This window comes from Ekhidna sp. (genome assembly GCF_963691765.1).
Classification (GTDB): domain Bacteria; phylum Bacteroidota; class Bacteroidia; order Cytophagales; family Cyclobacteriaceae; genus Ekhidna.
This window is the reverse complement of the sequence record NZ_OY829375.1, coordinates 2,371,346-2,386,787: the sequence shown is the minus strand read 5'-3', so window position 1 is coordinate 2,386,787 and position 15,442 is coordinate 2,371,346. Positions and strand designations below refer to the sequence as shown.

Here is a 15,442-nt window from a genome sequence, read left to right as displayed (position 1 = left end):
GCTATTTTTTCAGCAAAATTAAGAGGGTTATTGATTAATTAGGGAATTCTACCTTATCAAGATCAAAAATGAATGATCCTACTTTCATATCAATTTCGATTCTTAGAGGTAGGCGATTGGTATCATCGCTTAAAATTAATCGGCCGGTTTTCCCATCATCAAAATATTCACCTTCAGGAAAGACCAATTCCATTTCCAAAGCGCCCACTCTTCGGCCATCGTATTTGTAAGTTGTTTTTTCCGCTGGTAGCATTACAAACTCATACACATCATTCGTGAAGAATGTTCGCACTTTAATTTCATCACGGAAATCGGATCGATTACGACCCCTTAACCACATATAGGTACTCATGGCATCCAAAAAAGGAGAATCATCTTTAGCGAATTTATGATAACGCCATTTGTCAATATCTTCAATGTAAGCATCTATAGAAATGGAATCTCCATAATTGAAATAGTCATGTCTAATGTCAATTTTGTTTTTGGCTTCTAAATCCCGATCTGATTTATATGGTCTAAGTGTTTCTACTTCAATTAATGACTCCATACAGAACCTGAGCTTAGAAAAAACCCTAAACCAGCTTGCCGTCTTTATCTGAAACTGGATTTTATAGTGAGGTTTGCCATTCTTATTAGGGTATTGATAGTCAGGATCCAACCATACCACCGCATCACCAATATTAAACCACCCAAACTTCATGTTATAGGTCAATTTTTCGCCAGGTTTGAATGGATATGATTTATTTTGAGCTTGAGCATTTAGTGCTCCAGAAAGAAAGACAAAAAGTATTAGGATCTTGATCCAACCTTGTAAGATTGCTCTGAATGAAAATTGCTCTTGTATGTCCGTATGATTTTTCACGACCGGGGGGTGTTAAGTCACATATTGTAAGTTTAGCCAAGCATCTTGCAATGATAGGTCATCAAGTTAAGATCATTGCACCCAATATTAATGCCAATCTTGTTGAAGAAAAAAATGTATGCTTCTTTGGTCGCAATAGATCAGTCAACATTGGTGGTACTAAGATCGATGTAAATATCGCATTAGGTGAAGAAAAAAAAGCGTTAAAAGCATTCTTAAAGGAGGAAGATTTTGACATAATTCATTATCACACCATCTGGAATCCGCTACTCCCCTTTCAAGTCCTAAAGCATTCGAAAACTAAACAAATCGCCACATTTCATGATACTCCTAAAAGCGAATTTGTTGGTAAGTATGTGATGCCGACAGTTGCTCGTGGTGTTTTCACATTTTTGGATCAAATTATCTCTGTATCTAAAAGTCAATCCTCTTTCATTTCAAGATTTTCTAAGAGACATATTCATATTATTCCAAATGGAATTGACCTTGATGAAATAAAAGAACTTGCACCCAAAAAAAATAGTAGAGACGACGACTATTTTCAAATGTTCTTTATGGGTAGGTTAGAGCCAAGGAAGGGAGTCATGCATGCATTAATGGCTTTTCACAAGCTAAAGAAACGGTTTCCTAAGATGAAGCTTTTAATAGCTGGTGATGGTGATGGTCGAGGTGAAGTTGAAAAATATATATCAGACTTCTCATTGACAGATGTTGAACTTCTCGGCTTTGTTGATGAAAAGACGAAATATAAACTTCTAAAAGAATCAGAGATCTATTTGGCCCCCGCTTTGTATGGAGAGAGCTTTGGAATTGTCCTACTAGAAGCAATGGCGGTAGGTACACCAATTGCTGGTTATGCAAATGCAGGATACAAGAATGTGATCACAGATGTGATGAATGTTGGTTTTGCTGAACCAGGGAACCTGGACCAATTCATCTCTTCAATAGAGAATTTGATACCTTCCGAAAAAAGAGAAGTACTTGCTAAGCATGGTTTGGAAGAGGTCAAAAAGTACGATTGGGCCGAGGTTTCTAAAGAGGTGAATTCGGTATATGAGCGAGTTTAAAACTGTCACATTTCAAAAAGACGAAGAACAGCCAAAAGATACAAGGCTTATTCAAATGGGTCTCCTTCTGACTCTTGCTTTTCTTATTGCTTATATTTTTGATCCCGGTCCTTCGCGTAATATTATTCTCTTCGTTATCGTAACATGGGGACTCCTCCTGCATTTTTCAAGATACGTTTTCAATAAAGAACGCTCAAATGCTAGCCCTAAAGGTGAACTCTCAATAGGAGATGAGCATATTAAAATAGGCGAAATTGAACTTAGCTATGACAAGATCGATTTCTTGAATATCTACATAGATGGTTATGAAAATCAATATCAGGCTCTTGATTCTCAACTATTGCAAAGCAATGGAATCAATAATAGGTTACGAGTTCAATCGAATGGAAAAGTATATTTAGAGTACTTCAAATTGATCAGCGAAAACCATGTTTATGAATTAATTCAAGCGCTCAACGGACTTGAATCATCAATGAAGGAAAAGATTAAGCTTGAGAAAAATCCGAACAGATTCAACGTTTGAAGTATTCCTTCACTTTATCCATAACATAATCCATATCTTCTTCATAAAGCTCACCGATAACAGCTACTCTAAACGTCTTACTTTCAGGAATCACGCCAGGATAAATAGTGATCCCATTTTGATACAAATAGTCATGGAAGTGATTGAAGTCTAGTCCTTCTTTGTCAAGATTGATAGCTAATAAGATCTTTGATTGCTGATCTTCTGGTAAGAAGAATGTAAATCCTAGTTCTTTAAAACCATCATACAGCTTTTGCCAATTGGCCTGATAGCGTTTCCATCTATTTTCTAAACCCTCCTCCTCATGTTCTTTGATTGCTTCTAAGAACGCATAGCTAGTTTGAACTGGTGGAGTAAACCTCAGTTGATCCTTCTTTTGAAGATTATCCCACTGTTTATAAACGTCGAAATAGAATCCAGTTCCGTTCGCCTTCAATTCGTCCGTATGATCCTTGTGGAAAATAACGAAGGAAAGCCCTGCCATCCCGTGAATACACTTGTTTGAACTAGAAAAGAGGAAATCAATATTGTGAGCATCCAGGTCTATTGGATAAGCACCATAAGAACTCATTGCATCTACAATATATTTCACTCCATGTTCTTTGCAGATAGCACCAACTTCCTCCAACGGGTCCATCATCCCTGTTGATGTCTCGTGGTGTACCATTATCAGATGTGAATAATCTCCAGATTTAAGTGCTTCACTAATTTTAGTTGGTTCGGGATAATCACCAAACTCAAAAAGAGTCGAGTTTTTAATACCATATCCATCGCAGATAGCTTTCATCCTAATTCCATAAGCACCATTTGTAATGATCAATGCATGGTCATTTTTACCAAGTGCCGATACCAAACAAGCCTCCATTGCTCCAGTTCCACTAGCTCCAAAAAGTGAAACGCGATGCGTGTCTTGCCCATTTCCGACCTTCAAAATACCTTCACAGATATCATGCATTACTTGTCCAAACTCACTTTCGCGAGGACATATATCTGATACAAGTTGTGCTTCCTTCACTCTTTCAGACGTAGTAGCAGGACCCGGATTTAAAAGAATTTTTCTGTCGATTTCCTTTTTGTGAAGCATAGGTTGTTGTTTTAATAGTGAGGGATTTGACAAGGACAAAACCCCTAAATCTGAGGTTTTTAAAAGTACTAGTTACCTAAATTTTTCATGAATGCTTCTTTATTCTGCACTGGTGTAGTCGTAGGTCTACCCAAATCAGCCCTTGAAGCTTCGGTAGTTCTTATTTCTAACAAAACTGGTCCTTCGGCATTCTTAAACTCCTCCCAAACTGTTGGTAGCTCACCCATTTCCGATACTAACCAGGTCTTTTTATATCCTGATGCCTCAGCAATTTTCTGAAAGTCAATTGCAAACCCTACGGTAGCTTGCCCGCCTACGGATTCATGACAGCCGTTGTTGATCAAGATGTGTTTATAGCTTTTTGAAGGTTGATTTCCGATAATAGCTCCAGAGCCCATGTGCATAATGGTAGCTCCATCACCATCTAAACAGTAGACAGGTCTGTTTTCTTGACTCAAAGCAATACCCAAAGCAATCTGAGAAGCATGGCCCATACCACCTACAGTTAGGAAATCCTTTCCGTGACCCATATTATGCTTGGCTCTAATCTCAAAAACTTCTCTTGACGATTTTCCAGTAGTTGAAACTACAACCGCCTCATCCTCCATTTTTTGCAACATCCATTCAATTACTTCTTCACGATTAATTGTATATGGATTCTCAACTTTGGTTTGGAGCTTATACTTATCGAAAATTCCTTTTTTCACTAGCAATGCATAAGGTGCACTTGTCTGCTTCATAACCTCAAAGGCCTTTGCTAGTTGACCATCCGCTTCCTTCTCATCATCAGAAAGTACTGCATAGTCAATTTCCATTGTCTGTAGTAATTCTTCTGAAATCCTGCCTTGCTTCACATGCTGAGGTTCATCTTTAACTCCAGGCTCTCCTCTCCAGCCAATCATCAAAAGCATAGGAATAGAATACACATCACTATCAGCTAAGGAAGTGAGTGGGTTTACACAATTACCAAAACCTGAGTTTTGCATGTAAACCAAAGGTATCTTTCCTGTGGCCAGGTGATGTCCCATCGCCAAAGCAATAGCACCACCCTCATTTGCAGCAATGATGTCTGAACCTTCATCTGTGATTACAGAACAAAAATCCTTTAGTAATGAATCAGGAACACCGGTGGTAAATTCTACTCCTTGATTTCGAATTGATTTTAAAAAACTCTGAGGGTTTAGCATTATCGTAAAATTTTAAGAGTGGCCTTGAAACATTCAAGACCACTCATTATGATTTGTGATTATGTCCAATTGGAAATACTAATTGGCATTAGTTAGGAAGGATCGTTAGTATTTCTTTGATAGACATACAGAACTCATCCGCTTCCTTCGATCTTTTGTTTGTAAGTATAGATTCTGCAGTTTTCTTCATTGCAGGGAACGCAGCTCTAAGGAGGTGATTTGCATATATCACAATGCTGAATCCTGCTTCATGAAGCTCCTCTTCCGTAAACTGATTGTACGATGATGGTACTGATACCACAGGAACTTTATACTCAAATTCTTGATACCGCTTCATGAACTCCATGATCTCACTACCATCCTTATGTCTACTATGAATCATGATAGCATCAGCCCCTGCCTCTATGTAGGCCTTAGCTCGCGTCAACGCATCTTCCATTCCATGCTCTGCGATTAAGCTTTCCAATCTTGCTATTATCATGAATTCCTCAGTCACCTGAGCTTTCTTTCCAGTATTGATTTTCTCGCAGAAACCTTCTATTGTATCAAGCTCTTGCTTAACCTCTGTTCCAAAAAGTGAATTCCTTTTTAACCCTACCTTATCTTCAATAATTACTGCAGAAACACCCAATCGCTCAAGGTTTCTTACCAACATTGCAAAGTGCTCAGTAACACCTCCAGTATCCCCATCTAAAATAATTGGCTTAGTTGTTACATCCAGAATATCATTGATGGTATTAAATCGAGAGGTTCTGTCTACATATTCCGTATCAGGTTTTCCCTTGGCAGTAGAGTCCGTAAGAGAGCTCACCCACATTGCATCAAATTCACGCACTTCGTTTTCAGCATTGATTGTTGTCTGTTCAACTATCAAAGCAGAAATACCATTGTGAGCTTCCATTACTCTAGTAATATCTTTTGACTCGAGTAATCTTCTAAGCATTCTTCTTCGGATATCCGGAGTAGTCCCTACTTCCTTCATCGCCGCTCTTAGGCCAGTAGATGAAATTCCAGACGTGTAATCTGGTTCTACTAATTCACCTCCCCACTCTTCTAGAAGTTTGATTACTTTATCTCTTATGTGCTTTTGAGGTCCAGTTTTCCAATCGCTGCCATGAACAACATAATCAGGTTTCAAGGATCTAAGATTTTCCTCATAATCCAACTCTTGCTGTGGTATTACTTCATGAACTCCTTTTAAGTTTTCAAGAATCTTTTTTCTTTCATCGTATGATAGAAATGGAGTTCTACTGTATTTACTAACCGCCTTATCTGAGAGTAATCCTACTGTTACTTCACCCAAATCTCGGGCAACCTCAATGATATTTACGTGGCCATGATGAATGAGATCGGTTCCCATTCCTACATATACTTTCTTCATTTGAATAGTTAAATTTTTTGTTGGTACACTTCGAACTAGCACTCACCCAACAATCCATTTTAAGGAAATGTTAAGAATTCTGGACTTATGCTCATTTCAACGCGATTAGATTATTCTATCTTCGTGGCAAATTAAGCTCAAAGGAACGTAAACACCTTCTAAAATCTAAATAGATGACGCAAACGATTGAAACTGCTGTAATTCTGGCCGCTGGAAGGGGCACAAGGCTACAGCCTTACACTTTTGATATCCCTAAAGGATTTATGCCTGTAGGTGATGAAAGATTAATAGAAAGATCAGTGAGGCTCTTAAAAGAAAACGGCATAAAAAATGTCATCATTGGAACGGGCCATTTACATGAGCACTATGAGAAGTTTGCGCAAGAGAATGGATTAACAACATTTCTTAGCCCTGATTTTGCCACAACTGGCAGTTTTCACACGCTTATCTATGGTTCTGAAAATATAAAGGGAGATTTTTTACTTCTTGAATCAGACCTTTTGTACCATTCGGATGCAATTAAGGGACTTCTTCATCACAGCGCTCAGGATGTTATTTTAACAAGTGGGTTTACTCAATCAAATGATGAAGTCTATGTTGAAATTGTGAATGGTAATTTGAAAAACCTCTCTAAGAAAAAAGAAGAGCTTAATTCTGTAGATGCCGAGCTTGTTGGGATTTGGAAAATTTCAATGGATCTTCTTGAAAAACTAAAGCAATATCATGCTGAAACAGAAAACTCTGCTAATAAAGACTATGAGATTGCCATTGCCGAAATATCTTCTGATAACCCGGTTTCCGTGCTAAAGGTTGATGATCTTGCTTGGTGCGAAATTGATAATCAGGAACATTTGGAGAGAGCGAAAGAGGAAATATTGCCAAGGCTGGATTAATGCTTTGGCGGATGCCACAATCCAGTTGTTTGATCGCGCCAACCTCCAGTCCCAAGATACCCATACATCAATTCTAGATAGCCTTTTGTGTCTGCTGGTACAGTAACGTCAATGCCTAGGAAAGAGTCGCTAGCTAGAGGAAAAACAAGGCTTTTCGAAATGTGTTGTCGCTCGTTTGGATAATCCGCTTCTACGAACGTGCGTATAGTCTCCCCCTCATCTTCATAGAAGAAAATATCAAAATCGTATCCCTTGTAAGAGAAGTAGACTTTTGGTCCTTCGTGGTTGGCAGAAGTATCATAAAACCTCAATCCACGAGGCATCTTACCTTTCATTTTTTTGATGGATTCATAAGAACTCTCCATCATCGCAACGTCAATATCAATATCATGTGGAATGATACCACCTGAACGGTGATACCCCAAGAGAGTGCCAAAATCCAACCAATATGGTTCACCAGAATCTTTTAGCACCTGCATAGATTTACGAAACATTTCCTCCAAAATTTGGATTCGACGCTTTTGGTATTGACCGGGCAATGCGAATAAAACTACATTTGCAATCCGTTTGATGTATTGGCTCAGGCGAATCATGGAACAAAAAAAGGGAAATCAATCAATTATTCAATCATTGGATCAAAAAGACCTACAAAAGCCGATCGATTTAGTCTACACTTGGGTGGATGGTGATGATATTGAGTACAGAAAATTGGTAAATCAATACTCAGAGAAACCAATCGATCTAAACCCGGAACGTACCCGGGATATTTTTGATATGATGAAGTATAGCATACGTTCAGTTGAAAAGTATGCTCCATGGATTAATCACATTTACATTTTTACATGTAGACCTCAAAGACCTGAATGGCTAGACATTGATCATCCCAAAATCTCAATCATTCATCATGATGAAGTATTTGATCAAGCGGATATCCCCACTTTCAATTACAATGTAATCGAAAGCTATATCCACAAGATTCCCGGTTTATCGGAAGAATTCATCTATCTCAATGACGATTTCCTATTTGGGAATCAAGTGGAGCCTCAGGACTTCTATTCAAAAGATGGAAAGGTCCTGATACATGGCTCATTATTCGGTGAAAATTTTGGATGGAGAATCTATAACAAGAAAAACGATATCGTAGGAATGGGACTCATTGAACATTCTCCAATCCTAATTAAGAAAGATTGGTGGCAAGGGATGCAAGATGCTAGGCCTGACTTGATTGAAGAAATTAAATCTCACAAGTTTAGAGAAGGAACCGACGTAATGACCTACAAGCTTTATCGATGGTACACTTTAAAACATCAGTCAAAGTATGTAAAAGCCATCAAACTACCGGATCTTTTAAAGATTCACACCTTCCACAAGGTTACCAACAGCTTAAGTAAGCAACAGAAAGCTTTCAAAAAGCTTGAAAATAAATCCCCGAAATTTTATTGCTTAAATGATGATCAAGGAGACAATCCCAACCCCGAGGTTGTGGAAATAGTAAGAGATTTTTTACAAAGAAAGTATCCTGAAAAATCTAGTTTCGAATTATAGAAACTTCAGCATTCCTTCATCCACAATTTCGTTGCACCCACTGTTCTTTTCATCAAAACCTGCACGGCCTTCTGGTCTTCCTCCGGATACATTTTGTCTTCCCATATATTCTTCCAGCGACTTTGTGTAGTAATGATTGATTCTCCAGCCTATATCACTGTGCTCTTTGAGCATCGACCCTCCTTTGTACCATTTGTAATGCCACCAGTGGGCACTGTAAGCGAATCTATTGCTCGACAAAAAGTCGCCATTTCCAAGATCTTTATGATCTGAATAGTCTTCCTCTCTCTTTGTGTACGCTTTCAAAATTGGATCCTTAGGAGCGGTATCGTGTCCATTGTTGCCAAAATTGATTCTAGGGACTTTTACACCTTTTATTTTCTTAGCATCCACAGTTTTGAGCCAATCCAATAAGCTCAGTTTATCTTCTAGTGGATATAAAAATTCATCCACGTCAATTTTCATCAACCATTGGAATTCATTTCGATAGGTTTTTGCAGCATGTGCAAATCCCATGTGGTTTTTATTTCTCTGATACCATTTAGTGGCGCCATCGTATTTAGTACCATCTAAATGAGTCCAAGGGTGTCTTGTGACCACACCACTTTCTTCATATGGCTTCAAGATTTCTTTTGATTCCTCACTACCGTCTTGATCATACAAGTAAAAATGATCTACTCCTACCTTCACATGATAGTCAATCCACTCTTTCAAGTATGGATTCTCATTTTTGAAATTGGTCGCGAATGTTAAGAAATGTTTTTTACCCATGAATGAATAATTTTCGTTGGGGCGCAAAGTTATACAATGCACTCAATCGGCTATGGTTATTTGTCAATAACCTCATCCAGTACCCTCATAAATTGTGTTGCTTGATGATTGGCACCGAATGCTTCAATAAGATCTTCATTGTTTAAGAGTGCTGTTTTCCCTTTGCTGAAGTAACTACTAAACAATTCTTCTATTTTGCTTTCTTCGTTGGTTTTAGCCCAACTACCAGATTCGGTTTGATCAATCAATCTGTTTAATTCATCGTTGTCAGATACTGCCAATATTGGCTTTCTGGTATAGAGGTAATCATAAAATTTAGCTGAGACCATCCAACGAAAATCATGAACAGCGCTTAGCAGAAGTACATCCCAAGTTCGTAGATATGCGATTGTGTGATCTTGATTAATCTCTTTTTTTACGCTGACATAGTCTTCCAAATTGTACTCGAAGACTTGATCCCAAAAATCGGAATAAACACTACCTCTAACCTCAAGCTGAACCTGATCGGGGTTAAGCTTAGCTTTTTTTATGAAACTAGCGTAGCCCTTTAAGAGATATGTAGATGGGACAAACTTTCTAAACCCGCCATAGTACCCGAAGGTGAATGGCTCACTAGCTTCATTTGCCTCGCCTACCTTAAGAAGCTTATCATTGAACGCATTTCGTATGAATGTGAATTTATCTTCTATCTCTGGATAGACATTTTTATAAGTATTGCAAGCTGTCTCAGTGTTTAAGACAACTTTCGAAGCTGTGTGAAAAAAGGATTTTTCATACCTCCTTATGGCATCAGCGGTAATCTTTGGTCTCAGCTCCATTTTCTTTTCGAAGATGGTCCACGGATCCCTTAAGTCTGCCACCCAGGGGATTTCAAACTTCCGACTTAACTTCTGTGCTACCAAGAAACCAGACCATGGATCAGCATTTACCCAGATCACAGCGGGGTTCCATTTTTTTATTAGCTTTTTACCATTCCGTACTGCCGAACCTGTATCCCATAAGTACTGATCAAAAGGCGTCCAAGATTTGCTTGGTTTCTTATTCTTTGACGCAGCTTTCTTGGGGGGCGCAACCTTCTCAGGTGCGTTGGAAGGTTTTTTACTTTTAAATCCATTGGCCAGAAAGGAAATAAGCGGGCGAAATATTCCTACAAATCCATAATTAATTTCTACACCTTTTGGAATTTGCTCATTTAGCTTGAAGTCGTTCTTATCGTTAAAAGGTTTACTTGCTAATACCGCGACCTCCCAATCCTCTTGACCATGTATCCCCTGCACAAAATTTATGGCACGCTTGGTGCCAATCGTATTGTGGGGTGGAAAATAAGGAGAAATTAAAAGTACTCGCTTAGCCAAGAGTGAATGAATTTCTCACAAAGAAACAGAAATATCATAGGTAATAAAACTTCAATTGATTTGGGGGTAAATCAATTCAAATGCGACTAATCAAACATCTTTAAACTCAATTCAGTAGCTTCGCGGCACTAAGAATTTGTAATGGTAGTAATTCGAATACTTATTAAATCATCACTTCCGCTTTTTATCCTTGCGGCGGTTTCTAGTGTACTTTCTGGAGCTACCTCCACTTTGGTAATTGGAAGCATACACCAAGCGATCGAAGATGATAACTTCGTTTTGAATTCATTTTTACTTGAATTTGGAGGGTATTGGTTTCTATATGGAGCGTTTTCAATACTTGCTTCGTACGCGGTATCCAAACTAATGGAGCGCATCATTCACGATTTAAGAATTGATCTTTCCAACAAAATTATTCAGGCTCCATATGAAGAAATCGAACGAAATCAGTCTAGCTTAATACCTATACTTACTGCCGACATTGACCGAGTTGCCACACAAATACGAACATTGCCTACCGTAACTACGGGTCTGGCCACTGTGATAGGCATATTGAGTTACATGGTTTGGTACTCTCCGATTTTATCATTGTCTACCATTATACTTTTTGCGCTCGTAATACTTATCACAAAGGTTGTCTTACCTCTAATCAGGAAATACGCTTACGGGGCAAGAAGCAACTTGAACAACCTATTTGCTCATTTTGAAGGGTTGATTTTCGGAATCAAAGAGCTGGCTTTAAATAAAGACTTTTCGAAATCTTTCATCGAGGATCACATTGATCCTACGAGCAGGAAGCAAATGAAATTTTATCTTAAAGAAAGTATAGTAGCTTCCATATATAATCGATCTACGGATTTGATTCTTTTATTGGGAATGGGAGCTCTGGTAGTGATCATATTTCAAACAGGCTTTGTGACACTAGAATTTTTTGGGAAATACCTTACCCTAGTTTTATTCACCCTTGCTCCACTTTCATCTGCAACCGCATTCTTGCGAAATCTTAAAAACATCGAAGTGTCATTTAAGCACATTGAGCAGGTTGGAATTACACTAGAACCCTCCTTTCAGCATGATGACAACATCAATAACGATAAATGGAAAGACAGTGATCCTCTAATTGAACTGAAGCAGATAGAACATACTTACTATCACGCTGATGAAGACGAGCACTTCAAACTAGGCCCGATTGATCTTGGTATCAAGAAAGGAGAATCCATTTTTATCGTAGGAGGTAATGGAAGTGGTAAAACGACTCTTGCCAAAATTCTGCTTGGTCTTTACAAGAACAAAGCAGGGATCATCGAGTATAAAGGCGTAGCTGTAGATGTTAAAAACTTATCCTTTTACCGAAGCCGATTCGCTGCAGTATTTACGGACTCATATGTTTTCCAGGAATTGGATCACATCGACCATGATTTACTTGCCGAGAAAGGGCAAGAATTGATTGATCTCTTAGAGTTGGGCAAGAAGGTGAAAATTGCTGATAAAGGATTTACCACTAAGAATCTTTCCGCCGGACAGAAAAAGCGCCTTTCTCTGATAAGTGCTGTATTGGAAGATAAAGAGGTATACCTATTTGATGAGTGGGCTGCTAATCAGGACCCATACTTTAAAGAGATATTCTACAGTAAAATCATTCCACTCCTAAAGGAGAAGGGTAAAACGCTGATAGTAATCACCCATGATGATAGATATTTCCATCTATCTGACCACCTATTGAAGCTAAGAGACGGAAAGCTTTTATCATTCGAATAGTTTGTTTCTTAGAGTCACTTTAACTTAGAGCCAATCTTCAAAAACCATAATCTAACCACATCATGAAGAAATTATATAAGGTATTTCAGCTTTACTATCGTCTTGCTTTCGACGAGGATTCTTATTTCAAACATTATGGTTTTCTGAGATCTATACAGACTGATCGTCCTTTTGACAAGGACGGCAATCCATTACCATGGATGAATTATGCCATCTTGGATTTTTTTGCAGAGAAGCTAAATAAAGACTTAACACTGTTCGAATACGGGCTCGGTTTTTCTACACTTTATTTCTCTGAAAGAGTAAAATCTGTGAAGTCAATTGAGCATGATAAAACTTGGTTCAACGACATCCAAAGTAGCCTTTCTGATAAACCCAACGTTGATATCCAACTGGTAGAATTAGACAATGGATATGAGAAGGCTGTGAACACGATGAAGGACAAGTATGATATAATACTTGTAGATGGCCGGAAGAGGGTTGAATGTGCTAAAAATTCTTTTGATCAACTGAGTGATAATGGCGTATTGATCCTTGATGACAGCCAAAGAGAAAAGTATCAAAGTGCTTTTGATTTCTATGCTGAAAAAGGTTTCCGTAAACTGACCTTCACTGGTATTAAGCCAAGTGGGTTTAGAAGATATGCGTCAACGATATTTTACAGAGCAGGCAACAACTGCCTAGATATTTGAGTGACTTTTAAAAAGGTTTTACAAAAGAAACAGACGCAAAAACATTGGTTTTATCATTCCCTTCAATAAAATAGGTACTCTTTCTATTGGAAAAATTAAACTCTAAACCAAGTCTTCCTGTGCTCATCAACCTTTCGTACTGGAGTCCCATCGTCCACTCAAAGTCGTGCTGTTCCTTTCGAGAAAAGTTTGCAAAGAAATAATCGTCATCAAATCGGATTCGTTGTAGCGTTCCGCCAATCATGCTTTTCTTGAAATAGATCTTAGCATCAAACCAATCTCCATTAGATCCAGGACCAATTCCAGCTCCTAAGAGTTGTCCCCTATGTGTATAGCCATTTTTCATTACCGCATGGCTATAATATCTATTGTACTGTCTAAATAGGAAATTCTTCGGCTGTCCAAGTGTGGTATGCTCGTAGTTCAATTTGATGTCGAAGTTTGAGTATTCCAGCACTTTAATGAATCCCAATGTTATTGCTCTAGCATGATCTGGTTCAGACCTAAAAACATTTCCACCAAAATCACTTTTTGCAAACTCCATGTATGCTTCGAAACCAACTTCAGGAAATGTCCATCGCATCGTCAGCGATGCAGTTTGATCCAGGTCATCATTGCCAAAAACCGTCTCTTCAGGTGAATTAAATCTGATAGCAGAAGAGATAAAATCTTCGAAAACAAAATCTTGCCATCTTTTATAGAATACACGATTCGCACCTAGAGAAAATCCTTTCACCCATTTTGGACTGTAGCTTAGAGAAAGGGCAGTAAAGTATTGAACCGGGTTGGCTTCGGCTGGGTTACCAGTAGTAATTTCATTGTTGTAGTCAGATTCACTCATACGTCCCCAATACATTTTGCCCTCAATCTTACCAATGGAAGTAACGATTGGACGATCTGTTCCTAAATCTATGTGAGGGATCATCCCTCCACTATTACCTAATATTATATGATTACGTTGGCCAGGCCCAAATACGATATTTTGAGTAGATAGCCCAACCGTAAACCAATTAAAAACTGCTCGAACTTCTGATTGGCCCAAATGCCAGTCAAAGAAGCTATTTGGCCCAAATCTTTGAACATAATCAATAAATCCTCTGACATTAAATTGATAATTGTATTGATTTATTTCAGAACTAGCATTCTCAGCCAGTGCAAAAGAACTGTTTTGGCTCCAGTATATAATTGGAGCAAAGGTGTACCGAATACGTCCATGCCGACCTGTAAAACCGCCTTGCGCTTGCATTGTCAGTCCCTTTCCCTGCCATACAGCACCATCATTGTAACTTCGAGAATAGTTGGTATTCACTGAACTCTTCACTCTGGCGGGTAGAAGTTGAAATGATTTTTTTTCCTCCTTCACAGTCAGCAAATAATCACTCCATGGGTTCCATGTAAGACTATCTCTCTGATAACTATTTACAATTGAAGGATGAATCCCTATTCGCTGATCCATTTGTGGATTTTTCAACTCCAACATTTTGTAATAATCCAAGAGCATATCATTTGGATCAAGGACCTGTCCTGTCACTGTATTAAAAATGGTAAGGACAATTACAATCGAAATGTTCTTTTTCAAATTCATACTACTCGTTTGATTCAGAGTCGAAATTTATTCAGATGCTAATTTCAGCTAAAATCTTTAGATAGAAACGCTTCAAATAGATTCTTAATGCACAAATAAAGAAGCATTTTACATTTTAAGCATTCATTACAACTTGCGTACCTTTGGCATGGTTTTATATATAAGAGATTCAAAAATTTTAAAAATGACTCGTTTACTCCAGCTGGTACTACTAGCAACATTAATATTTGGCTGTTCTAGTCCTCAAAAAAATAAAGAGGAAGCAAAAGAAGAGGAGACTGCAGAGGTGAATGAAGCTGATACAAGTGAAGTAGAAGCTGAACCAGCAATCCAATATGAGGGCGATCAGTATAAGCTAGTTATCAGACATGTAGACAACAGAGTAATAGCATACATTAATGATTCTACCATCTTCGACACAGGAACCGTATATGGTGAGTATAATGTAACCATTGACCTCACACCATATGTGAATGAAGATAAGAACGATTTGAAAGTAGAGCTCTATAACGGTAAGCCCCCATACGACACTCACAGCCCTAGTTGGATGATTGTTTATGATTTGTTCATAAATGATGAATTAGTGGAATTCGTGAGGGAAGAAAAAAATGACGGCAAAGTGGGTCTGGTTTTTACAGAAAGTCACGATTTGAGTGATCTTTGGTGATATCCACAATTTCTTGGAATTAATTTCTAACTTAGAAGTGTGTTGAATTTGCTCAGATACTGAGAGAAACCC

Annotated in this window: 15 protein-coding genes; 7 read left to right on the top strand and 8 right to left on the bottom strand. The window is 38.2% G+C overall.

Going from position 1 to position 15,442, the window contains the following annotated elements:
* Positions 1–34: 34 nt before the first annotated feature.
* Positions 35–862 (bottom strand): DUF3108 domain-containing protein, encoded by an 828-nt coding sequence (locus ACY650_RS10815; protein ID WP_462247420.1) that lies wholly within the window; start codon positions 860–862, stop codon positions 35–37.
* On the opposite strand from ACY650_RS10815, the gene ACY650_RS10810 reads away from it, so the two are divergent.
* Both ACY650_RS10810 and ACY650_RS10805 read left to right on the top strand, forming a co-directional pair.
* On the top strand, positions 826–1,929 hold the full coding sequence (locus ACY650_RS10810) for a glycosyltransferase family 4 protein (protein WP_462247418.1): 1,104 nt from the start codon (positions 826–828) through the stop codon (positions 1,927–1,929). The two genes, ACY650_RS10815 and ACY650_RS10810, sit on opposite strands and share 37 nt — an antisense overlap.
* Entirely contained in the window at positions 1,916–2,452 is a 537-nt protein-coding gene (locus ACY650_RS10805; RefSeq protein ID WP_462247416.1) for a hypothetical protein, read from the top strand. The genes ACY650_RS10810 and ACY650_RS10805 overlap by 14 nt, the downstream gene beginning before the upstream one ends.
* Here ACY650_RS10805 and ACY650_RS10800 read toward each other — a convergent pair.
* The 3 genes from ACY650_RS10800 to aepX form a co-directional block, all read right to left on the bottom strand.
* The gene (locus ACY650_RS10800; RefSeq protein ID WP_462247414.1) at positions 2,442–3,536 is read right to left on the bottom strand and encodes a 2-aminoethylphosphonate aminotransferase; all 1,095 of its coding nucleotides are present in this window, start codon (positions 3,534–3,536) and stop codon (positions 2,442–2,444) included. The genes ACY650_RS10805 and ACY650_RS10800 overlap by 11 nt on opposite strands.
* A 68-nt stretch (positions 3,537–3,604) precedes the next feature.
* Positions 3,605–4,723 carry a phosphonopyruvate decarboxylase gene (aepY, locus tag ACY650_RS10795; protein WP_462247412.1) on the bottom strand — a complete coding sequence of 373 codons (1,119 nt, stop codon included), beginning with the start codon at positions 4,721–4,723 and terminating at the stop codon, positions 3,605–3,607.
* An 88-nt stretch (positions 4,724–4,811) separates the two neighbouring features.
* Positions 4,812–6,104, bottom strand: coding sequence for a phosphoenolpyruvate mutase (aepX, locus tag ACY650_RS10790; protein ID WP_462247410.1), 1,293 nt, complete (start codon positions 6,102–6,104; stop codon positions 4,812–4,814).
* 173 nt (positions 6,105–6,277) lie between these two features.
* Here aepX and ACY650_RS10785 point away from each other — a divergent pair, with 173 nt between their 5' ends.
* Entirely contained in the window at positions 6,278–6,997 is a 720-nt protein-coding gene (locus ACY650_RS10785; protein WP_462247408.1) for a phosphocholine cytidylyltransferase family protein, read from the top strand.
* Here ACY650_RS10785 and ACY650_RS10780 read toward each other — a convergent pair.
* A complete protein-coding gene (locus ACY650_RS10780) occupies positions 6,994–7,491 on the bottom strand; it encodes a LicD family protein (protein WP_462247406.1) in 498 nt (165 codons plus the stop codon). The two genes, ACY650_RS10785 and ACY650_RS10780, sit on opposite strands and share 4 nt — an antisense overlap.
* 97 nt (positions 7,492–7,588) lie before the next feature.
* Between ACY650_RS10780 and ACY650_RS10775 the strand changes: the two genes are divergently transcribed.
* Entirely contained in the window at positions 7,589–8,542 is a 954-nt protein-coding gene (locus ACY650_RS10775; protein WP_462247404.1) for a Stealth CR1 domain-containing protein, read from the top strand.
* On the opposite strand, the gene ACY650_RS10770 is transcribed toward ACY650_RS10775, so the two are convergent.
* Both ACY650_RS10770 and ACY650_RS10765 read right to left on the bottom strand, forming a co-directional pair.
* Positions 8,537–9,313, bottom strand: a complete 777-nt coding sequence (locus ACY650_RS10770) for a glycosyltransferase family 92 protein (protein ID WP_462247403.1) — start codon at positions 9,311–9,313, stop codon at positions 8,537–8,539. The genes ACY650_RS10775 and ACY650_RS10770 overlap by 6 nt on opposite strands.
* Positions 9,314–9,369: 56 nt before the next feature.
* A complete protein-coding gene (locus ACY650_RS10765) occupies positions 9,370–10,668 on the bottom strand; it encodes a glycosyltransferase family protein (RefSeq protein ID WP_462247401.1) in 1,299 nt (432 codons plus the stop codon).
* Positions 10,669–10,809: 141 nt separating this feature from the next.
* Between ACY650_RS10765 and ACY650_RS10760 the strand changes: the two genes are divergently transcribed.
* On the top strand, positions 10,810–12,426 hold the full coding sequence (locus tag ACY650_RS10760; RefSeq protein ID WP_462247400.1) for a cyclic peptide export ABC transporter: 1,617 nt from the start codon (positions 10,810–10,812) through the stop codon (positions 12,424–12,426).
* A 62-nt stretch (positions 12,427–12,488) separates the two neighbouring features.
* Complete coding sequence (locus ACY650_RS10755; protein WP_462247399.1) at positions 12,489–13,118, top strand: FkbM family methyltransferase; 630 nt, start codon at positions 12,489–12,491, stop codon at positions 13,116–13,118.
* 7 nt (positions 13,119–13,125) lie between these two features.
* Here ACY650_RS10755 and ACY650_RS10750 read toward each other — a convergent pair whose 3' ends face one another.
* A complete protein-coding gene (locus ACY650_RS10750) occupies positions 13,126–14,703 on the bottom strand; it encodes a capsule assembly Wzi family protein (RefSeq protein ID WP_462247397.1) in 1,578 nt (525 codons plus the stop codon).
* 184 nt (positions 14,704–14,887) lie between these two features.
* Between ACY650_RS10750 and ACY650_RS10745 the strand changes: the two genes are divergently transcribed.
* Positions 14,888–15,370 carry a hypothetical protein gene (locus ACY650_RS10745; protein WP_462247396.1) on the top strand — a complete coding sequence of 161 codons (483 nt, stop codon included), beginning with the start codon at positions 14,888–14,890 and terminating at the stop codon, positions 15,368–15,370.
* The last annotated feature ends 72 nt before the right edge of the window (positions 15,371–15,442 follow it).